This is a genomic window from Janthinobacterium rivuli, from assembly GCF_009208735.1.
Lineage (GTDB): Bacteria > Pseudomonadota > Gammaproteobacteria > Burkholderiales > Burkholderiaceae_D > Janthinobacterium.
This window is the reverse complement of the sequence record NZ_WFLJ01000001.1, coordinates 109,656-128,862: the sequence shown is the minus strand read 5'-3', so window position 1 is coordinate 128,862 and position 19,207 is coordinate 109,656. Positions and strand designations below refer to the sequence as shown.

Genomic DNA, 19,207 nt, shown 5'->3' with positions numbered 1-19,207 from the left:
TTATTAGAATTTAGGCTACTATGCGTCGCAAACTCGTCGTCGGAAATTGGAAAATGAACGGCAGTCGCACCTCGAACGCGGTGTTATTGTCTGAAATAGTTGCTGGCCTGGCTGCCTCCGGCGCCGCCAGCGCCGTCTGTGTGCCTGCGCCGTATCTGGCGCAGTGCCAGGCGCAATTGGCAGGCACGGCCCTTGGCTGGGGTGCGCAGGATGTCTCCGCGCATGCCAGTGGTGCCTACACGGGAGAAATCTCGACCGCCATGCTGCAGGATTTCGGCTGCAGCTATGTGGTGATCGGGCATTCCGAGCGCCGCGCCTACCATGGCGAGAGCGATGCGCAGGTGGCGGCCAAGACGGTTGCCGCGCTGGCGGCGGGCATCACGCCTATCGTCTGCATTGGCGAGACGCTGGCGCAGCGCGAAGCGGGTCAGACCGACGCCGTCGTGGCGCAGCAGCTGGGCGCCGTGCTGGCGGCGATTTCCGCCGACGACGTGGCGAAACTGGTGCTGGCCTATGAGCCGGTCTGGGCCATCGGCACGGGCAAGACGGCCACGCCGCAAATGGCGCAGGACGTGCATCAGGTATTGCGCGCCCAGCTGGCGCAAAAGAATGCGGTAGCGGCCGCCGGCGTGCAAATCCTGTACGGCGGCAGCATGAAGCCGGAGAACGCAAAAGAATTGATGGCGATGCCGGATATCGATGGCGGTCTGATCGGTGGAGCGGCATTGAAGGCGGCGGATTTCCTGGCGATTATTCACGCCGCCGATTGAATTAATTTAAACTGAGAATGGAATTGCAATGAACATGATGTTCAATCTGGTAGTGGTAGTACAGGTTATTTCGGCATTGTCGATTATCGCGCTGGTGTTGCTGCAGCACGGCAAGGGCGCCGACATGGGCGCCGCCTTCGGTTCGGGCGCCTCGGGCAGCCTGTTCGGTGCGACGGGTTCGTCGAACTTCATGTCGAAGTCGACCGGCGTTGCCGCCGCGATCTTCTTCGGCGCCACGCTGGCCCTGTCGCTGATGGCCAATCAGCGCGCCACCACGGTGGGCGGCGGCGTGATGGATAAAGTCGTCAAGCCAGTGCCGGTCACCGGCGCGGGCGCGATCCCGACGACGGTGCCTGCGGCGCCAGCGGCCAGCGCTCCGGCAGCGGCGGCACCGGTTGCCAGTACCCCGGCCGGCGCGATTCCGAAGTAATTCTGTAGCAACTCGATACCTCATCGAGAGTAATTCTCATTAAGGGCGGATTATTGCTCAATGTTTTAGCAGTGCGGCAGGAAAAAATCGTGGCGCGCTGGAAGATGTAAAAATTTATCGTTTTTATCTGTGTTTTGATGCATTTGTGCATTAACTTTAGCGCCAAAGCAGAGTAGAATACGGGCCTTACCGCCGACGTGGTGAAATTGGTAGACACGCTATCTTGAGGGGGTAGTGGCGAAAGCTGTACGAGTTCGAGTCTCGTCGTCGGCACCAGAAATCAGAAGCCAGCAACGGCGCACGAGCCATGGCTCGTACAAAGTTGCTGGCTTTTTTTACGAGGATGTGTCGTTCGATCCTGGTCTTAGCTTTGATTGGGGTCGTGCGTTAGATACGCTGCAAATGATCGCAGCGTCCTCATTTAACCGATCGTTCAATATAAGCTTATCAATCGTGAACCTCGAAAATTACTTCCCCGTCCTGCTGTTCATTATTATCGGCCTCGGTGTCGGTATCGCTCCCCAGCTCCTGGGGCGCCTGTTAGGCCCTCACAAGCCCGACGCAGCAAAACTCTCCCCGTACGAATGTGGCTTTGAAGCATTCGAAGACGCGCGCATGAAATTTGATGTGCGCTACTATCTGGTCGCAATCCTGTTTATTTTGTTCGATCTGGAAACGGCATTCTTTTTCCCATGGGGCGTTGCAATGCGCGACCTGGGCTGGGCCGGTTTCGTCACGATGATGGTGTTCATCGCTGAATTCGTGGTCGGATTTTGGTACATTTGGAAGAAAGGTGCCCTTGACTGGGAATAAGCCATGGCTATTGAAGGCGTATTAAGCGAAGGTTTCATCACCACCTCGGCCGACAAGCTGATCAACTGGGCGCGCACCGGGTCTATGTTCCCGATGACGTTCGGTCTGGCCTGCTGTGCGGTCGAAATGATGCATGTGGGCGCAGCCCGCTACGATATGGACCGTTTCGGCGTCGTGTTTCGTCCGTCGCCGCGTCAGTCCGACGTCATGATCGTTGCCGGCACCCTGTGCAACAAGATGGCGCCGGCATTGCGCAAGGTCTACGACCAGATGGCAGAGCCACGCTGGGTCATCTCGATGGGTTCCTGCGCCAATGGCGGCGGGTACTACCATTACTCCTACTCCGTGGTGCGCGGTTGCGACCGCATCGTGCCCGTCGACGTGTATGTGCCTGGCTGTCCTCCGACCGCTGAAGCCTTGTTGTACGGCATCATGCAGTTGCAGAACAAGATCAAGCGTACCAGCACGATCGCACGCTAACCGGGCCGCTTCAGATTATGACAACACATTTAGAAGTATTGCAAAACGCCCTCGGCACTGCCCTGGGCGATCGCGTTAGCACGACGGTTGCACTGGGAGAAGTCACCCTGGTCGTCAAGGCCGAGGATTACCTGGCCGTGATGCAGACCTTGCGCGACGATCCGACCCTGCATTTCGAGCAGCTGCTCGACCTGTGCGGCGTCGACTACTCGACCTATGGCGACGGTAGCTGGGATGGCCTGCGTTTCGCGGCCGTCTCGCACCTGCTGTCGGTCAAGCACAACTGGCGCGTGCGCGTGCGCGTGTTCGCACCGGACGACGACATGCCGCTGCTGCCTTCCGTGGTGGGCATCTGGCGTGCCGTCAACTGGTACGAGCGCGAAGCGTTCGACTTGCTGGGCATCCTCTTCGAAGGCCACAACGACTTGCGCCGCCTGCTGACCGACTACGGTTTCATCGGCCATCCGTTCCGCAAGGATTTCCCCGTCTCCGGCTATGTCGAGATGCGTTACGATCCGGAACAAAAGCGCGTGATTTACCAGCCCGTGACGATCGAGCCGCGGGAAAACGTGCCGCGCGTGATCCGCGAAGAACATTACGGGATGAAATAATGGCTGAGATTAAGAACTACACCCTGAACTTTGGGCCGCAGCATCCGGCCGCGCACGGTGTGCTGCGCCTGGTGCTGGAGATGGATGGCGAAGTCATCCAGCGCGCCGACCCGCATATCGGCCTGCTGCACCGCGCCACCGAAAAGCTGGCCGAACAGAAGACCTACCTGCAATCCGTGCCGTACATGGACCGTCTCGACTATGTGTCGATGATGTGCAATGAACATGCGTACGTGATGGCCATCGAAAAGATGCTGGGCCTGGAAGTGCCGCTGCGCGCGCAATACATCCGCGTCATGTTCGACGAGATGACGCGCATCCTGAATCACCTGATGTGGCTCGGTACCCACGCGCTGGACGTTGGCGCCATGGGCCCGTTCCTGTATTGCTTCCGCGACCGCGAAGACTTGTTTGACGCCTACGAGGCGGTATCGGGCGCGCGCATGCACGCGGCCTACTACCGTCCGGGCGGCGTCTACCGCGATCTGCCGGATGCGATGCCGCAGCACAAGGCCTCGATCATCCGCAACGCCAAGGCCATCGGCAAGCTGAACGAAAATCGTCAGGGTTCGCTGCTGGACTTCATCGAGGACTTCGCGCGCCGTTTCCCGAATTCCGTGGACGAGTACGAAACCCTGCTGACCGACAACCGTATCTGGAAACAGCGTACCGTCGGCATCGGCGTCGTCTCGCCGGAAGATGCGCTGGCCATGGGCTTTACGGGCGCCATGCTGCGCGGCTCGGGCGTGCAGTGGGACTTGCGCAAGAAACAGCCGTACGAAGTGTACGACCTGATGGATTTCGACATTCCTATCGGCACCAACGGCGATTGCTACGACCGCTACCTGGTGCGCGTGGAAGAGCTGCGTCAGTCGAACCGCATCATCAAGCAATGCGTGGAGTGGCTGCGCAACAATGAAGGTCCTGTCATGACCAGCAACCGCAAGGTGGCGCCTCCGGGCCGCGTCGACATGAAGACCAACATGGAATCGCTGATTCACCACTTCAAGCTGTTCACGGAAGGTTTCCACGTGCCGCCAGGCGAGGCCTACAGCGCAGTGGAGCATCCGAAGGGCGAGTTCGGCGTGTACCTGGTGTCCGATGGCGCCAACAAGCCGTACCGCATGAAACTGCGCGCGCCAGACTACGCTCACTTGCAGTCGCTCGACGAGATGGCGCGTGGGCACATGCTTGCCGACGCCGTGACCATCATCGGGACGCAAGATATCGTGTTCGGCAGTATTGACCGCTAAGAGGCAAAAAGTATGTTGTTATCAGAGCAATGCTATAAGAAAATTGACCGCGAGCTGGCCAAGTACCCGGCCGACCAGCGTCAGTCGGCCGTCATGGCCGCGCTGGCCCATGCCCAGGATGAACTGGGCTGGCTGGCGCCGGAAACCATGAAGGAACTGGCCGATTACATCGGCATGCCGGCGATTGCCGTGCAGGAAGTGGCCACGTTCTACAATATGTACAACGTGAAACCCGTGGGCAAGCACAAGATCACCGTGTGCACCAACCTGCCATGCGCCCTGTCGGGTGGCGTGCGCGCTGCAGAGTACCTGAAGCAGAAACTGGGTATCGATTTCCGCGAAACCACCGCTGACGGCCAGTTCACCCTGGTCGAAGGCGAGTGCATGGGTGCTTGCGGCGATGCGCCTGTCTTGCTGGTCAGTAATAAAACCATGTGCAGCTGGATGTCGAACGAGAAAATCGACGCCATGCTGGAGGAACTCAAGAAATGACGTCACTCCACAACCGCCATATCGATCCATTGATCCTGAAGGATCTGGATGGCAAGAACTGGCATTTGCAAGATTATGTGAACCGCGGCGGCTACAGCGCCCTGCGGCGTATCCTGGAAGAGAAAATCACGCCGGAACAGATCATCGCCGACCTCAAGGCTTCGTCCTTGCGCGGCCGTGGCGGCGCGGGTTTTCCTACCGGCTTGAAGTGGAGCTTCATGCCGCGCCAGTTCCCGGGCCAAAAATACCTCGTCTGCAATACAGATGAAGGCGAACCGGGCACTTTCAAGGACCGCGACATCATTCGTTACAATCCCCATGCGCTGATCGAAGGCATGGCCATTGGCGCTTATGCGATGGGCATCACCGTCGGCTATAACTATATCCACGGTGAAATCTTCCAGGAATACCTGCGTTTCGAAGAAGCGCTGGAAGAGGCGCGCGCCGCCGGTTTCCTGGGCGACAAGATCATGGGCAGCGAGTTCTCGTTCCAGTTGCACGCGCACCATGGTTATGGCGCCTACATCTGCGGCGAAGAAACGGCCCTGCTGGAGTCGCTGGAAGGCAAGAAAGGCCAGCCGCGCTTCAAGCCGCCTTTCCCTGCCTCGTTTGGCCTGTACGGCAAGCCGACGACGATCAACAACACGGAAACCTTCGCGGCCGTGCCTTTCGTGCTGAACATCGGTCCAGAGAAATACCTGGCGATGGGCAAGCCGAACAACGGCGGTTCGAAGATCTTCTCGATCTCGGGCGACGTGGAAAAACCGGGCAACTACGAAGTGCCGCTCGGCACCCCGTTTGCGACCCTGCTGGAACTGGCAGGCGGCATGCGCGGTGGCAAAAAGATCAAGGCCGTGATCCCTGGCGGCTCGTCCGCGCCGGTGATCCGCGGCGACATCATGATGCAGACCGACCTGGACTATGACTCGATCGCGAAAGCCGGTTCGATGTTGGGTTCGGGCGCCGTCATCGTGATGGACGAAACACGCTGCATGGTGAAGGCGCTGGAACGCCTGTCCTACTTCTACTTTGAAGAATCGTGCGGCCAGTGTACGCCTTGCCGTGAAGGCACAGGCTGGATGTACCGCATGGTGCACCGCATCGAGCAGGGACAGGGTCGTCCAGACGACCTGGACATGCTCAACTCGATCGCCGACAACATCCAGGGCCGCACCATTTGCGCGCTGGGCGATGCGGCTGCCATGCCGGTACGGGCCTTCATTAAGAATTTCCGTGAAGAATTTGAATATCATATCGAGCACAAGCATTGCTTAGTGCCCGCATATATCTAAGCTGCGTCAGGTAACGATCACCATGGTTGAAATCGAAATAGACGGCAAAAAAGTCGAAGTCCCTGCTGGTAGCATGGTGATGGACGCCGCCAACAAATTGGGAACCTACATTCCGCACTTCTGCTATCACAAGAAATTGTCGATCGCAGCGAACTGCCGCATGTGCCTGGTCGAAGTGGAAAAGGCGCCCAAGCCTTTGCCCGCTTGTGCGACCCCGGTCAGTGCCGGCATGATCGTGCGCTCCGCCAGCGATAAAGCTGTGCAGGCGCAAAAGTCGGTCATGGAATTCTTGCTGATTAACCACCCGCTCGATTGCCCTATCTGCGATCAGGGCGGCGAATGCCAGTTGCAAGACTTGGCAGTGGGCTACGGCAAGAGCGAATCGCGCTACAAGGAAGACAAGCGCGTCGTGCAGCCGAAGGAAGCCGGTCCGCTGGTGTCCATGCAAGAAATGTCGCGCTGCATCCAGTGCACCCGTTGCGTACGCTTTGGCCAGGAAGTGGCCGGCGTGATGGAGCTGGGCATGATCGGCCGCGGCGAACATTCGGAAATCGTGTCCTTCGTGGGCCAGACGGTCGACTCCGAACTGTCGGGCAACATGATCGACCTGTGCCCGGTCGGCGCACTGACCTCGAAGCCGTTCCGCTACAGCGCCCGTACGTGGGAACTGTCGCGCCGCAAATCGGTCAGCCCGCATGACGGCCTCGGTTCGAACCTGATCGTGCAAGTGAAAGCTGGCAAGGTCAAGCGCGTACTGCCGCTGGAAAACGAAGCCGTCAACGAGTGCTGGATCTCGGACAAGGACCGTTTCTCGTACGAAGCGCTGGACAGCGCCGAACGCCTGACGTCGCCGATGCTGAAACAAGGCAACGAGTGGAAAGAAGTCGATTGGCAAACGGCGCTGGAATACGTGGCGCACGGCCTGAAAAACATCAAGCACGAGCATGGCGCCGACGCCATCGCCGCGCTGGCAACGCCGCATTCGACCGTCGAAGAGCTGGTCCTGCTGCAAAAAGTGGCCCACGGTCTCGGTTCCGAGCACGTCGACTTCCGCCTGCGCCAGACCGACTTCGCGCTCGACGCGTCCGTCAAGCCATGGCTGGGCATGCCGATCAACGAATTTGGCCAGATCAAGCGCGCCTTCGTCATCGGCTCGTTCCTGCGCAAGGATCACCCATTGCTGGCCACGCGTTTGCGCGCGTCCGTCAAGGGCGGCGCCAAGCTGTCGATCCTGCACGCCTCCGACGATGATCAGCTGATCACCATCGCCAACAAGATGATCGTCGCGCCAAGCGATTGGCTGGCGGCCTTGTCGGAAGTGGTCGTCGCTGTTGCTAAAGCAAAAGAAATCGCCGCGCCAGCCGGTTTCGAAGCGGTTGCCGCTTCGGACGTGGCCGTCGCGATCGCCGCCAGCCTGATGGCCGGCGACAACGGCGCCGTGCTGCTGGGTAACGCGGCAACGCAACACCCGCAAGCGTCGCAACTGCACGCTGCCGCGCAATGGATCGCCGAACAGACGGGCGCCAAGCTCGGTTACCTGACGGAAGCGGCCAACACGGTCGGCGCGCACCTGGTCGCCAAGCCGCGCACCAACGTGCAAGCAGCCTTTGCCGTACCGAAGAAAGCCTACGTGCTGCTGCACGCCGAGCCGGAACTCGATGCCGCCAATCCACAAGCGGCCTGCGCCGCATTGGACAAGGCCGAGATGGTCGTGGCCATGTCCGCCTTCAAGCACGGCATGGATTACGCCGACGTCTTGCTGCCGATCGCGCCGTTCGCTGAAACCTCGGGCACCTTCGTCAACTGCGAAGGCCGCGCGCAAAGCTTCAACGGCACCGTGAAACCGCTGGCCGACACCCGTCCAGCCTGGAAAGTGCTGCGCGTCCTGGGCAACATCCTGGGCCTGGCCGGTTTCGACTACGACACCTCGGAAGCGATCCGCGACGAAGCGTTTGGCGCCGGCGTGACCGATCTGTCGGCACAGCTGAACAACATCGCCAAGAACGCGCCGGAAGCGGCCTCGTACGCACCGGCCTCACCAAAGCTGCAACGCATCGCCGACGTGCCGATCTACTTCGCCGACGCGCTGGTACGCCGCTCCGAACCGCTGCTGCGCACGGTCGATGGCGCCGCGCCGCAAGCCCATCTGTCGCCAGCATTGGCCGAGAAGCTGGGCATCAAGGCAGGCGACAAGGTCAAAGTGGCGCAAGGCTCTGGCAGCGCCATCCTGGTGGCGGCACTCCATGCCGGCCTGCCAGCCAATGTGGTCAAAGTGTCGGCGGCGCATGCCTCGACGGCTAGCCTGGGCGGCATGTTCGGTGACATCACAGTTGAAACAGCAGAGGGGAAAATCTGATGGCTCTGCCTGAATTTGTAAACGTCATCAACAGCGGTGGCCAGGATTTGCTGGGCGGCTCGTGGCCGTTCTTCTGGACCCTGATCAAGATCCTGTGCGTGCTGTTGCCGCTGATGGGTCTGGTTGCCTACCTGACCTTGTGGGAACGCAAGCTGATCGGCTGGATCCAGATCCGCGTCGGCCCGAACCGCGTCGGTCCTCTGGGCTTGCTGCAACCGATCGCCGATGCGCTGAAACTCTTGTTCAAAGAGATCATCATCCCGTCCAAGGCCGCCAAGGGCCTGTTCGTGATCGGTCCGATCATGACCATCATGCCGGCCCTGGCCGCCTGGTCGGTCGTGCCCTTCGGCCCGCAAGCCGTGCTGGCCAACGTCAACGCGGGCTTGCTGATGCTGCTGGCGATTACCTCGATGGAAGTCTACGGCATCATCATCGCCGGCTGGGCCTCGAACTCGAAGTACTCGTTCATGGGCGCCATGCGCGCTTCGGCGCAGATGATTTCGTATGAAATCCCGATGGGCTTCGTGATGGTCATCGTGCTGATGGTCTCGGGCAGCCTGAACTTCATCGACATCGTTAGCGGCCAGCAAATCGGCTTCTTCGCCGACAAGGGCGTGAACTTCCTGTCGTGGAACTGGCTGCCGTTGCTGCCGATGTTCGTCATCTATCTGGTGTCGGGCCTGGCTGAAGCCAACCGCCATCCGTTCGACGTCGTCGAAGGCGAGTCGGAAATCGTGGCCGGCCACATGGTCGAGTACTCGGGCATGGCCTACGCCATGTTCATGCTGGCCGAATACGCCAACATGATCCTGATCGGCGCCCTGGCTTCGATCATGTTCCTCGGTGGCTGGTCCGCACCATTTGCCTTCCTCGAGTTCTGGGGTGGTTTCGGCGGCTTCTTCTGGCTGTTCGCCAAGACCTTCTTCATCGTGTCGGTGTTCATCTGGGTGCGCGGTACTTTCCCACGCTACCGTTACGACCAGATCATGCGCCTCGGCTGGAAAGTGTTTATCCCGTTGACGCTGGTCTACCTGGTCTTCGTCGCTGCCTGGATGCAGACATCCTGGAATATTTGGAAGTAAGAGAGTGCATACGAATGGATAAGGTAAAAGATTTCTTCAGCAGCCTCTTGTTAGGCGAGCTGATCAAGGGCATGGCGTTGACAGGCAAGTACATGTTTTCGCGCAAGATCACGGTGCAATTCCCGGAAGAGAAGACACCGATCTCGCCGCGTTTCCGTGGCTTGCACGCGCTGCGCCGCTACCCGAACGGCGAGGAACGTTGCATCGCCTGCAAACTGTGCGAAGCGGTTTGCCCGGCGATGGCCATCACGATCGAATCGGAACAGCGTGACGACGGTTCGCGCCGCACCACGCGTTACGATATTGACTTGACCAAGTGCATCTTCTGCGGTTTCTGCGAAGAGTCCTGCCCGGTCGATTCGATCGTCGAGACGCAAATCCTGGAATACCACGGCGAGAAACGCGGGGATTTGTATTACACGAAAGAGATGTTGCTGGCCGTAGGTGATCGTTATGAAAATGACATCGCCGCTGCGCGCGCCGCCGACGCACCTTATCGCTGATGGATGCGCCGCAGCCCCAAAGCTGCGGCGCGCCCCTCGTTCATCTGTACGTCTATTGGGTTTTTTATGGACTTTAAAACAATTTTGTTTTACGCCTTCGCGCTGATCTTGATTCTGGCAGCGACGCGCGTCATCACGGCCCGTAATCCGGTCCACGCAGTACTGTTCCTGGTACTGTCCTTCTTTTCCGCAGCGGGCATCTGGATGCTGCTGCAAGCTGAATTCCTGGCCATCGTGCTGGTATTGGTGTATGTCGGCGCCGTGATGGTGCTGTTCCTCTTCGTGGTCATGATGCTCGATATCAATATCGACCGCATGCGCGAAGGTTTCTGGGGCTACCTGCCTTTGTCGGTGACGGTGGGCGTGATCATCGTGCTGGAAATGGCCGCCGTCCTGTGGCACGGTTTCCGCAACTTTGCGCCTAGTATCGCTCCGGTGAACGTCAACCTGGGCGGCACCAAGGAACTGGGCCTGCTGATCTACACGAAATATGTGTTCGCCTTCGAGATCGCCGCCGTCGTGCTGCTGGTGGCCATCGTTGCCGCGGTCGCACTGACCCTGCGCAAACGCAAGGACACCAAGCACTTTGCTCCAGGCGATGCCGTGCGCGTCAAGCGCAACGACCGCCTGAAGATCATCAAGATGGACGCGGTCGTCGAGCGTCCTGCGGCTGAGCCGGAAGTTAAGGAGGCACCATGACATTATCGCTCACACATTTTCTGGTCCTGGGCGCGATCCTGTTCGCAATCTCGATCGTCGGTATTTTCCTGAACCGCAAGAACATCATCGTATTGCTGATGGCAATCGAATTGATGCTGCTGGCGGTGAATATGAATTTCATCGCGTTCTCCCATTTCATGGGCGACGCGGCCGGTCAGATCTTCGTTTTCTTCATCCTGACGGTTGCCGCCGCTGAGTCGGCTATCGGTCTGGCTATTCTGGTGGTGATGTTCCGTAATCTGGATACCATCAACGTCGAAGACCTGGACAGCCTCAAAGGCTGATGTTTTTCAGACTCGATCTCTCGAATAATAACGATTAAGGTTCATCATGGCGGGGCAACTCCTCAACCCTAACCTCCTTCTTGCCGTACCGCTGGCGCCGCTGGCCGGTGCCGCGATTGCAGGCTTGCTTGGCACCCAGTTCCTGGGTAATTTGGTCGGACGCAAGACGTCGCATACCGCGACGATCCTGGGCGTACTGATTGCGTTCATCCTGTCCGTGCAGACACTGCTGGCAGTGATGGATGGCGCGACATTCAATGGCACGATCTATAACTGGATGACGATCGGCACCCTGAAGATGGAAGTGGGCTTCCAGATCGATTCGCTGTCGGCGATGATGATGTGCGTGGTCACCTTCGTCTCGCTGATGGTGCACATCTACACGATCGGCTACATGAAGGACGACGAAGGCTACAACCGCTTCTTCGCCTACATCTCGCTGTTCACGTTCTCGATGCTGATGCTGGTCATGGCCAACAACTTCCTGCAACTGTTCTTCGGTTGGGAAGCCGTGGGCCTGGTCTCTTACCTCTTGATCGGTTTCTGGTACCAGCGTCCGACGGCCATCGTGGCCAACATGAAGGCCTTCCTCGTCAACCGCGTGGGCGACTTCGGCTTCATCCTGGGCATCGGCCTGCTGCTGGCCTACGCCGGCACCATGAACTACCAGGAAGTATTCGCCAAGAAAGACGAACTGGCGCTGCTGACGATGCCAGGCACCGACTGGGCCCTGCTGACCGTTGCCTGCATCTGCCTGTTCATCGGCGCGATGGGCAAGTCGGCGCAGTTCCCGCTGCACGTATGGCTGCCTGACTCGATGGAAGGTCCTACCCCGATCTCGGCACTGATCCACGCCGCGACGATGGTGACGGCCGGTATCTTCATGGTTTCGCGCATGTCGCCGCTGTTCGAACTGTCCGACACGGCGCTGTCCTTCATCTTGGTGATCGGCTCCATCACGGCGCTGTTCATGGGCTTCCTGGGCATCATCCAGAACGACATCAAGCGCGTCGTCGCTTACTCGACCCTGTCGCAGCTCGGTTACATGACCGTGGCGCTGGGTTCGTCCGCGTACTCCGTGGCCGTGTTCCACCTGATGACGCACGCATTCTTCAAGGCACTGCTGTTCCTGGGCGCCGGTTCCGTCATCATCGGCATGCACCATGACCAGGACATCCGCAACATGGGCGGCCTGCGCAAATACATGCCGATCACCTGGATCACCTCCCTGATCGGTTCGCTGGCTCTGATCGGCACGCCGCTGTTCTCCGGTTTCTACTCGAAAGACAGCATCATCGAAGCCGTCGAAGCGACGCACATCTGGGGTGCTGGCTTTGCCCAGTTCGCCGTGCTGGCTGGCGTGTTCGTCACCGCCTTCTACTCGTTCCGCATGTATTTCCTCGTCTTCCACGGCAAGGAACGTTTCGGCCAGGCGCATGCGAACGGTCACGACGACCATCACGCACCGAAAGCGGCCCATGGCGCGCACGGCGATGCGCATGACGACCACCACGAGGAAGAGGAAGACGACCACGGCCACCACGGTCTGGAACCTGGCCAGAAGCCGCATGAATCGCCGTTCGTCGTGTGGTTCCCGCTGGTGATGCTGGCGATCCCTTCCTTGATCATCGGTTACCTGACGATCGGCCCGATGCTGCATGGCGATTTCTTCAAGGGCGTGATCTTCGTTGGCGAAAACCATCCAGCAATGGAAGAGTTGTCGCATGAATTCCACGGCGCGATGGCGATGGCGATCCACGGCCTGTCGACGGCTCCGTTCTGGCTGGCATTGTCCGGCGTGGTGGCAGCCTACTACTGCTACATGGTCAACCCGCGTGTGCCGGCCTGGTTCTTTGCCAAGTTCCACGCGATCCACACCCTGCTGGACAACAAGTACTACATGGACAAGTTCAATGAAGTCGTGTTCGCCGGCGGTGCCCGCTTGCTGGGTAATGGCCTGTGGAACTTCGGTGACAAGAAGCTGATCGACGGTTTCGTCGTCAATGGCAGCGCCAAGGTTGTCGCCTGGCTGTCCTCGCTGTCGCGAGTGTTGCAGACCGGCTACATCTATCACTATGCATTCGTGATGATCCTGGGCGTGCTGGGCTTCCTGATCTATTTCCTGCCATTCTGGCCCGCTAAGTAAGCTGACCTGATAAAAGAATACTGAGAACCATGATGCAGTCTACGATTTCTACACTACCTCCTTACCTGAGTCTGTCGATCTGGGTGCCGATCATTTGCGGCGTCCTGGTCCTGGCTCTCGGCCGTGACAGCAAAGCGGGCTTTACCCGCTGGCTGTCACTGGCTGGCGCCGTGCTCAGCATGCTGTGCACCTTGCCGCTGATCCAGCATTTCGACAACGCCGCGCACGGCATGCAATTCGTCGAAAAAGCACCGTGGATAGCAACCTTCAATATCTGGTACTCGCTGGGTATCGATGGCCTGTCGCTGTGGTTCATTCCACTGACGGCCTTCATCACGGTCATCGTCGTCATTTCGGCCTGGCAAGTGATCGAGAAGCGCATCGCCCAGTACATGGGTGCCTTCCTGATCCTGTCCGGTCTGATGATCGGCGTGTTCTGCGCGCTGGACGGCTTGCTGTTCTACTTCTTCTTTGAAGCAACCCTGATCCCGATGTTCATCATCATCGGTATCTGGGGCGGTTCGAACCGTGTGTACGCGTCGTTCAAGTTCTTCCTGTACACCTTCTTCGGTTCGCTGCTGACCCTGGTCGCCATCATTTACCTGCGCAATGTGACGGGCACCTTCGACATCCTGGCCTGGCACGCGTTCAAGCTGACGATGAACGAACAGATCTTCATCTTCCTGGCCTTCCTGATGGCGTTTGCCGTCAAGGTGCCGATGTTCCCCGTCCACACGTGGTTGCCGGACGTCCACGTGGAAGCGCCAACGGGCGGTTCCGCCGTGCTGGCCGCCATCATGCTGAAACTGGGCGCCTACGGCTTCCTGCGTTTCTCGCTGCCGATCACGCCGGATGCCAGCCACTACCTGTCGGGCTTCATGATCGCCTTGTCGCTGATCGCCGTGATCTACATCGGTCTGGTTGCCCTGGTGCAAACCGACATGAAAAAACTGGTCGCCTATTCGTCGATCGCGCACATGGGCTTCGTCACCCTGGGCTTCTTCATGTTCAACGACATCTCGGTGCAGGGCGGTATCGTGCAGATGGTCTCGCACGGCTTCATCTCCGGCGCCATGTTCCTGTGCATCGGCGTGCTGTATGACCGCATGCATACCCGCAACATCGCCGACTACGGCGGCGTCGTGAACCGCATGCCGAAATTTGCCGCCTTCTTCGTGCTGTTCTCGATGGCCAACTGCGGTCTGCCAGCGACGTCCGGCTTCGTCGGCGAGTTCATGGTGATCCTGGGCGCGGTGAAATACAACTTCTGGATCGGCTTGCTGGCTGCAACGGCATTGATCTGGGGCGCGGCGTACTCGCTGTGGATGGCCAAGCGCGTGGTGTTCGGCAAGATCAAGAACAAGCACGTGGCCGAACTGACCGACATCAACAAACGTGAATTCTTCATGCTTGCTGTGCTGGCCATCGCCGTGCTCGTGATGGGTCTGTACCCAGCCCCGTTCACCGACACGATGCAAACTTCGGTTGCCGACCTGCTGCAGCATGTCGCCATCAGCAAGTTGCCTTAAATAGAAGACCGATAACATGACTAATGCACCTAATCTGGTACCGCTGTACGCGGAAATCTTTCTGCTGATCGCCACGTCGGCGCTCTTGCTGATCGATATGTTCTTGCCTGCGGCGAAGCGTTCGATCACCTATGCGCTGTCCTTGCTGACCCTGGCCGGCTGCGCCATGCTGACCGTGGGCGACTTCAACGCGGGCACCACCGTCTACACGTTCCACAACATGTTCGTGTCCGACCCGATGTCGCAGCTGCTGAAACTGTTCTCGTACGGCGCCGTGGCGCTGACCCTGATCTACTCGCGTGCCTATGCCACCGACCGCAACATGCTGTCGGGCAACCTGGGCGGCGAGTTCTACGTGCTGGCCCTGTTTGCACTGCTGGGCCAGATGATCATGATCTCGGCCAACAACTTCCTGATCATCTATTTGGGTCTGGAACTGATGTCGCTGTCGCTGTACGCGCTGATCGCCTTGCGTCGTGACAATGCCAAGGCCACGGAAGCGGCCATGAAATACTTCATCCTGGGCGCACTGGCTTCCGGTTTCATGTTGTACGGTATCTCGATGCTGTACGGCGCGTCCGGCACGCTGGACCTGGGCGAACTGCGCGTGGCACTGGAAAACGGCAAGACCAACGGCACCATCATGGTCTTCGGCCTGGTGTTCCTGGTCGCCGGCCTGGCCTTCAAACTGGGCGTCGTGCCATTCCACATGTGGGTGCCTGACGTGTATCAAGGTTCGCCGACGGCCGTGACCTTGCTGCTGGGCGCGGCGCCGAAACTGGCCGCCTTCGCCATCACCCTGCGCTTGCTGGCCGAAGGCTTGCTGCCGATGGCGCATGACTGGCAGCAAATGCTGCTGGTGCTGGCCGTGATGTCGCTGGCCATCGGTAACTTCACCGCCATCGCGCAAACCAATTTGAAGCGCATGTTGGCGTACTCGACAATCGCGCAAATGGGCTTCGTGCTGCTGGGTCTGCTGTCCGGTACCGTGGACGCACCGAACAACACCCTGAACGCGGCCGGCGCAGCCACCGCCTACGGTGCCTCGATGTACTACGTCATCACCTACGTGTTCACCACCTTGGGTACCTTTGGCGTGATCATGTTGTTGGCACGTAATGGTTTCGAAGCAGAAGAACTGGCCGACTTCAAGGGCCTGGGCAAACGCAGCCCGATCTTCGCGCTGGTGATGACCCTGTTCATGTTCTCGCTGGCCGGCGTGCCGCCGCTGATGGGCTTCATGGCCAAGTACTCGGTGCTCGCTTCCGTGCTGGCCACGGGCCAGCTGTGGCTGACCATCGCCGCCGTGCTGTTCTCGCTGATCGGCGCCTTCTACTACCTGCGCGTCGTGAAGATGATGTGGTTCGACGAGCCGGCGGACAGCAACGCGCTGGTCGTGCATGGCGACATGCGCGTCGTGCTGGCCCTGAACGGCGTGTTCGTGCTGGCACTGGGCGTGATGCCGAACAGCATCCTGGCTGCTTGCGCGACCGCCATCACCAAGACGCTGGCGTCCTGATCGATGGATGTCACCGCCTCGAGCTGGCTGGTGATCGCCCTGGGCATCCTGGGCGCCAACCTGCCTTTCCTGAACGAGAAACTGTTTGCCGCCGTGCCGCTGAAAAAGGCGGCGCAGGCAGACGGGGGCAAAGGCTGGCGCAAGCCGCTGGCGCTGCGCCTGCTGGAGATGGTGATTCTGTACTTCATCGTCGGCGCCGTGGCGTTCGCGCTCGAAGCGCGCATCGGCAACGGTTTCCCGCAGACGTGGGAGTTCTATGCCATCACCGGCTGCCTGTTCCTGGTGCTGGCTTTCCCAGGCTTTGTCGCCCGCTACCTGCGCAAGCGGCATTAGCCCCATCGACCGAAAGCGGCGCCTCTGGCGCCGTTTTTTTTTATTGAGCATAATCAAGGTATGGATACTGAACGCATGGACATGAATTTAACTGAGACCAAGGTGGACGGCGAGCTCGTCTATCAGGGCGGCTTCCTGCGCGTGCAGCGCGACCGCGTTGCTCTGCCTGACGGCAAGATCACGGCGCGCGAATTCGTCCTGCATCCGGGCGCCGTCGTCATCCTGCCGCTGCTCGACGACGGCACGGTGCTGATGGAACGCCAATATCGCTATCCGCTGGACCGTGTCTTCATTGAATTTCCGGCCGGAAAGATCGACGCGGGCGAATCGCATCTGGCTTGCGCCCAGCGCGAGTTGCTGGAAGAAACGGGCTACACGGCCAGCGACTGGCAATTCGTCTCCACCATCCATAACGCCATCGCGTACTCCGACGAGCACCTGGAACTGTTTCTGGCGCGCGGCCTGGTGGCCGGCGAACGCCAGCTCGACGAGGGCGAATTCCTCGAAACGTTCACGGCCACGGTGCCGCAGCTGCTCGACTGGGTCAAGGATGGCACCATCACGGACGTGAAAACCGTCATCGGCATCTTCTGGCTTGACAAGATCACCAGCGGCGCCTGGCAGCCAGCCTGATTCCGCGCATGCGCACGGCGATCTTCCTGCTGCTGGCGTCGATCTGCCTGGGCGCACACGGGGCCGCGCGCACGCCGTTCCAGGTGCGCTGCGAAGACACGATCAGCAAGACGGTGTCCGTGCTGACGGCGCAGCAGAACGGCTATGCCATCGACACGCATCTGCCGTACAAGGCCCTGACGGTGATGAAGGGCACGGCGCGCGCCAACACCTGGGTACTGGGCTTGACCAAGACGGAGTCGCGCGTGGCCATCGCCCTGGCCGGTCCCATGCTGCAAGACCCGGCCAGCGGCTATGAATGCGTGGCGCCGCAGCTCACCGTGACCCTCACGTATGCGCCCGTGGTGATCTATATCGGCCGCGAGTTTGCCCCCGGCACTTGCGCGTATGATGAGATACTCGCGCACGAGCTGCGGCACATGAAAACCTATATGGAACATCTGCCGCGCGTGGAAAAGACCGTGCGCGCGGCGCTGGCCAGGCGCTTCGAGGCGCGGCCCCTGTATGCGCCCAGCGGCACGGCCAAGGCGGCGCTGGCGCGCGAGATCGACACGGGCTGGTTGCCGTACATCAAGGCCGAAATGCGCAAGGTGGAAACCTTGCAGGCGGCCATCGATTCGCCACAAGAATATGCGCGCCTGGGCAAGGCGTGCAAGGGCGAGATCCAGAATATCCTGACGGGCAAGGCAGCGCCCGGCAACTAGACAAGGAATGGCATGACAGCAGCACCGAACACGGTCCGTTACTTTGCGTTGATCCCCGCCGCCGGCGTGGGCGCGCGCATGGAGGCGGGCAGTCCCAAGCAATATTTACCGATCGCCGGCAAACCCATGCTGCGCCACGCGCTCGACGCCTTTCTCGCCAGCCCGCTGATCGCGCACACGTATGTCGTCGTCAGCGCCGAGGATGGCGTGATTGACACGGTCGTGCCGGAGCAGGGCGTCACTGTGCTGCGCTGCGGCGGCGCCACGCGCATGGAAACCATCCTGAATGGCTTGCAGGCGCTGCACGGCAACATGGCCGCCCATGACCAGGTGCTGGTGCACGACGCGGCGCGGCCCGGCCTGACGCCGGCGCTGATCGCAAAGCTGATCATGGAAGTGGGCGAGCATGCGGCCGGCGGCTTGCTGGCCTTGCCCGTGGTCGACACCGTCAAGCGCGCGGGCCCTGGCAACCTGTCGGCGCAGACGGTGCCGCGCGATGGTCTGTGGCTGGCGCAGACGCCGCAAATGTTTTCCTACGCCTTGCTGCACCGGGCCTTGTCCGAAGCGCCCGATCCGCAAGCGATCACCGACGACGCCAGCGCCGTCGAAGCGCTGGGCCTGGCGCCCAGGCTGGTCGAAGGCCACCCGCGCAACCTGAAGGTGACCTTGCCGCGCGACATACACACGGCCGAGCTGTACTTGGCCAACCCTTGAATTCCAGAGAGACCCGCATGAACACAACGACTCCCGTACTGCCTTTCCGCATCGGCCAGGGCTATGACTGCCACGCGCTGGTGGAGCACCGCGACCTGATCATCGGCGGCGTGAAAATCCCCCATCACCTGGGCTTGCTCGGCCATTCCGACGCCGACGTGCTGCTGCACGCGATTACGGACGCGCTCTTCGGCGCCGCCGCCCTGGGCGACATCGGCCGCCATTTCCCGGACACGGACGCGCAATTCAAGGGCGCCGATTCGCGCACCCTGCTGCGCGAAGCCGTGCGCCGCGTGCAAGCCACCGGTTATATCATCGGCAATATCGACGCCACCATCATCGCCCAGCGCCCGAAAATGGCGCCGCACATCGCCGCCATGTGCGCCAACGTGGCCGAAGACCTGGGCGTGAGTGTGAGCCAGGTGAACATCAAGGCCAAGACGAATGAAAAACTCGGCTACCTGGGCCGCGAAGAGGGCATCGCGGCCGAAGCCGTGGCCTTGCTGCTGCGCGCCTGATACGCCAACGACCATCGACCACTGA

21 protein-coding genes and 1 tRNA gene are annotated in these 19,207 nt (G+C 60.1%); all 22 read left to right on the top strand.

Features of this window, described 5'->3' with window-relative positions:
- Nucleotides 1–20 precede the first annotated feature (20 nt).
- The 22 genes from tpiA to ispF all read left to right on the top strand — a co-directional run bounded on the left by tpiA (nucleotide 21) and on the right by ispF (nucleotide 19,182).
- Nucleotides 21–770, top strand: coding sequence for a triose-phosphate isomerase (gene tpiA / locus GCN78_RS00595; RefSeq protein ID WP_152249877.1), 750 nt, complete (start codon nucleotides 21–23; stop codon nucleotides 768–770).
- A gap of 28 nt (nucleotides 771–798) precedes the next feature.
- On the top strand, nucleotides 799–1,200 hold the full coding sequence (gene secG, locus GCN78_RS00590; RefSeq protein WP_035820525.1) for a preprotein translocase subunit SecG: 402 nt from the start codon (nucleotides 799–801) through the stop codon (nucleotides 1,198–1,200).
- Between the two features lie 191 nt (nucleotides 1,201–1,391).
- A tRNA-Leu gene (locus GCN78_RS00585) sits at nucleotides 1,392–1,476 on the top strand.
- A gap of 177 nt (nucleotides 1,477–1,653) precedes the next feature.
- Nucleotides 1,654–2,013 carry an NADH-quinone oxidoreductase subunit A gene (locus GCN78_RS00580; protein WP_071076971.1) on the top strand — a complete coding sequence of 120 codons (360 nt, stop codon included), beginning with the start codon at nucleotides 1,654–1,656 and terminating at the stop codon, nucleotides 2,011–2,013.
- 3 nt (nucleotides 2,014–2,016) lie between these two features.
- A complete protein-coding gene (locus GCN78_RS00575; RefSeq protein ID WP_010399733.1) occupies nucleotides 2,017–2,493 on the top strand; it encodes a NuoB/complex I 20 kDa subunit family protein in 477 nt (158 codons plus the stop codon).
- A gap of 17 nt (nucleotides 2,494–2,510) precedes the next feature.
- Nucleotides 2,511–3,104, top strand: a complete 594-nt coding sequence (locus GCN78_RS00570) for an NADH-quinone oxidoreductase subunit C (protein WP_034779526.1) — start codon at nucleotides 2,511–2,513, stop codon at nucleotides 3,102–3,104.
- Nucleotides 3,104–4,357 (top strand): NADH-quinone oxidoreductase subunit D, encoded by a 1,254-nt coding sequence (locus GCN78_RS00565; RefSeq protein ID WP_034749992.1) that lies wholly within the window; start codon nucleotides 3,104–3,106, stop codon nucleotides 4,355–4,357. The genes GCN78_RS00570 and GCN78_RS00565 overlap by 1 nt, the downstream gene beginning before the upstream one ends.
- A 12-nt stretch (nucleotides 4,358–4,369) precedes the next feature.
- Nucleotides 4,370–4,849: an NADH-quinone oxidoreductase subunit NuoE gene (gene nuoE / locus GCN78_RS00560; protein ID WP_035820520.1), complete on the top strand. Its 480-nt coding sequence runs from the start codon at nucleotides 4,370–4,372 to the stop codon at nucleotides 4,847–4,849.
- Entirely contained in the window at nucleotides 4,846–6,141 is a 1,296-nt protein-coding gene (nuoF, locus tag GCN78_RS00555; RefSeq protein WP_010399729.1) for an NADH-quinone oxidoreductase subunit NuoF, read from the top strand. The genes nuoE and nuoF overlap by 4 nt, the downstream gene beginning before the upstream one ends.
- Before the next feature lie 22 nt (nucleotides 6,142–6,163).
- Nucleotides 6,164–8,497 carry an NADH-quinone oxidoreductase subunit NuoG gene (nuoG, locus tag GCN78_RS00550; protein ID WP_152249875.1) on the top strand — a complete coding sequence of 778 codons (2,334 nt, stop codon included), beginning with the start codon at nucleotides 6,164–6,166 and terminating at the stop codon, nucleotides 8,495–8,497.
- A complete protein-coding gene (gene nuoH / locus GCN78_RS00545; protein ID WP_101482090.1) occupies nucleotides 8,497–9,579 on the top strand; it encodes an NADH-quinone oxidoreductase subunit NuoH in 1,083 nt (360 codons plus the stop codon). The genes nuoG and nuoH overlap by 1 nt, the downstream gene beginning before the upstream one ends.
- A gap of 14 nt (nucleotides 9,580–9,593) precedes the next feature.
- Nucleotides 9,594–10,082: an NADH-quinone oxidoreductase subunit NuoI gene (gene nuoI, locus GCN78_RS00540; protein ID WP_010399726.1), complete on the top strand. Its 489-nt coding sequence runs from the start codon at nucleotides 9,594–9,596 to the stop codon at nucleotides 10,080–10,082.
- A gap of 66 nt (nucleotides 10,083–10,148) precedes the next feature.
- The gene (locus tag GCN78_RS00535; protein ID WP_034779507.1) at nucleotides 10,149–10,781 is read left to right on the top strand and encodes an NADH-quinone oxidoreductase subunit J; all 633 of its coding nucleotides are present in this window, start codon (nucleotides 10,149–10,151) and stop codon (nucleotides 10,779–10,781) included.
- A complete protein-coding gene (gene nuoK, locus GCN78_RS00530) occupies nucleotides 10,778–11,086 on the top strand; it encodes an NADH-quinone oxidoreductase subunit NuoK (RefSeq protein WP_010399724.1) in 309 nt (102 codons plus the stop codon). Before GCN78_RS00535 ends, nuoK begins: the two co-directional genes overlap by 4 nt.
- Before the next feature lie 46 nt (nucleotides 11,087–11,132).
- Nucleotides 11,133–13,232 (top strand): NADH-quinone oxidoreductase subunit L, encoded by a 2,100-nt coding sequence (nuoL, locus tag GCN78_RS00525; RefSeq protein WP_152249873.1) that lies wholly within the window; start codon nucleotides 11,133–11,135, stop codon nucleotides 13,230–13,232.
- A gap of 29 nt (nucleotides 13,233–13,261) precedes the next feature.
- Nucleotides 13,262–14,761 (top strand): NADH-quinone oxidoreductase subunit M, encoded by a 1,500-nt coding sequence (locus tag GCN78_RS00520; protein WP_152249871.1) that lies wholly within the window; start codon nucleotides 13,262–13,264, stop codon nucleotides 14,759–14,761.
- 16 nt (nucleotides 14,762–14,777) lie between these two features.
- Nucleotides 14,778–16,280: an NADH-quinone oxidoreductase subunit NuoN gene (gene nuoN / locus GCN78_RS00515; protein ID WP_152249869.1), complete on the top strand. Its 1,503-nt coding sequence runs from the start codon at nucleotides 14,778–14,780 to the stop codon at nucleotides 16,278–16,280.
- Nucleotides 16,281–16,283: 3 nt separating this feature from the next.
- Entirely contained in the window at nucleotides 16,284–16,613 is a 330-nt protein-coding gene (locus GCN78_RS00510; protein WP_152249867.1) for a DUF2818 family protein, read from the top strand.
- A gap of 75 nt (nucleotides 16,614–16,688) precedes the next feature.
- Nucleotides 16,689–17,246, top strand: a complete 558-nt coding sequence (locus GCN78_RS00505; RefSeq protein ID WP_070255807.1) for an NUDIX domain-containing protein — start codon at nucleotides 16,689–16,691, stop codon at nucleotides 17,244–17,246.
- 8 nt (nucleotides 17,247–17,254) lie between these two features.
- Nucleotides 17,255–17,950, top strand: a complete 696-nt coding sequence (locus GCN78_RS00500; RefSeq protein ID WP_193316563.1) for a hypothetical protein — start codon at nucleotides 17,255–17,257, stop codon at nucleotides 17,948–17,950.
- 12 nt (nucleotides 17,951–17,962) lie between these two features.
- Nucleotides 17,963–18,664: a 2-C-methyl-D-erythritol 4-phosphate cytidylyltransferase gene (gene ispD / locus GCN78_RS00495; RefSeq protein WP_152249863.1), complete on the top strand. Its 702-nt coding sequence runs from the start codon at nucleotides 17,963–17,965 to the stop codon at nucleotides 18,662–18,664.
- A 17-nt stretch (nucleotides 18,665–18,681) separates the two neighbouring features.
- A complete protein-coding gene (gene ispF, locus GCN78_RS00490; RefSeq protein ID WP_152249861.1) occupies nucleotides 18,682–19,182 on the top strand; it encodes a 2-C-methyl-D-erythritol 2,4-cyclodiphosphate synthase in 501 nt (166 codons plus the stop codon).
- The last annotated feature ends 25 nt before the right edge of the window (nucleotides 19,183–19,207 follow it).

Coding starts and splice junctions, on each gene's coding strand:
- GCN78_RS00570 (WP_034779526.1), top strand. CDS start 2,511: ATGACAACACATTTAGAAGTATTGCAAAACGCCCTCGGCACTGCCCTG.
- GCN78_RS00505 (WP_070255807.1), top strand. CDS start 16,689: ATGGACATGAATTTAACTGAGACCAAGGTGGACGGCGAGCTCGTCTAT.
- ispF (WP_152249861.1), top strand. CDS start 18,682: ATGAACACAACGACTCCCGTACTGCCTTTCCGCATCGGCCAGGGCTAT.
- nuoI (WP_010399726.1), top strand. CDS start 9,594: ATGGATAAGGTAAAAGATTTCTTCAGCAGCCTCTTGTTAGGCGAGCTG.
- secG (WP_035820525.1), top strand. CDS start 799: ATGAACATGATGTTCAATCTGGTAGTGGTAGTACAGGTTATTTCGGCA.
- nuoK (WP_010399724.1), top strand. CDS start 10,778: ATGACATTATCGCTCACACATTTTCTGGTCCTGGGCGCGATCCTGTTC.
- GCN78_RS00575 (WP_010399733.1), top strand. CDS start 2,017: ATGGCTATTGAAGGCGTATTAAGCGAAGGTTTCATCACCACCTCGGCC.
- GCN78_RS00520 (WP_152249871.1), top strand. CDS start 13,262: ATGATGCAGTCTACGATTTCTACACTACCTCCTTACCTGAGTCTGTCG.
- GCN78_RS00510 (WP_152249867.1), top strand. CDS start 16,284: ATGGATGTCACCGCCTCGAGCTGGCTGGTGATCGCCCTGGGCATCCTG.
- nuoG (WP_152249875.1), top strand. CDS start 6,164: ATGGTTGAAATCGAAATAGACGGCAAAAAAGTCGAAGTCCCTGCTGGT.
- ispD (WP_152249863.1), top strand. CDS start 17,963: ATGACAGCAGCACCGAACACGGTCCGTTACTTTGCGTTGATCCCCGCC.
- tpiA (WP_152249877.1), top strand. CDS start 21: ATGCGTCGCAAACTCGTCGTCGGAAATTGGAAAATGAACGGCAGTCGC.
- nuoF (WP_010399729.1), top strand. CDS start 4,846: ATGACGTCACTCCACAACCGCCATATCGATCCATTGATCCTGAAGGAT.
- nuoH (WP_101482090.1), top strand. CDS start 8,497: ATGGCTCTGCCTGAATTTGTAAACGTCATCAACAGCGGTGGCCAGGAT.
- GCN78_RS00535 (WP_034779507.1), top strand. CDS start 10,149: ATGGACTTTAAAACAATTTTGTTTTACGCCTTCGCGCTGATCTTGATT.
- GCN78_RS00500 (WP_193316563.1), top strand. CDS start 17,255: ATGCGCACGGCGATCTTCCTGCTGCTGGCGTCGATCTGCCTGGGCGCA.
- nuoL (WP_152249873.1), top strand. CDS start 11,133: ATGGCGGGGCAACTCCTCAACCCTAACCTCCTTCTTGCCGTACCGCTG.
- GCN78_RS00565 (WP_034749992.1), top strand. CDS start 3,104: ATGGCTGAGATTAAGAACTACACCCTGAACTTTGGGCCGCAGCATCCG.
- nuoE (WP_035820520.1), top strand. CDS start 4,370: ATGTTGTTATCAGAGCAATGCTATAAGAAAATTGACCGCGAGCTGGCC.
- nuoN (WP_152249869.1), top strand. CDS start 14,778: ATGACTAATGCACCTAATCTGGTACCGCTGTACGCGGAAATCTTTCTG.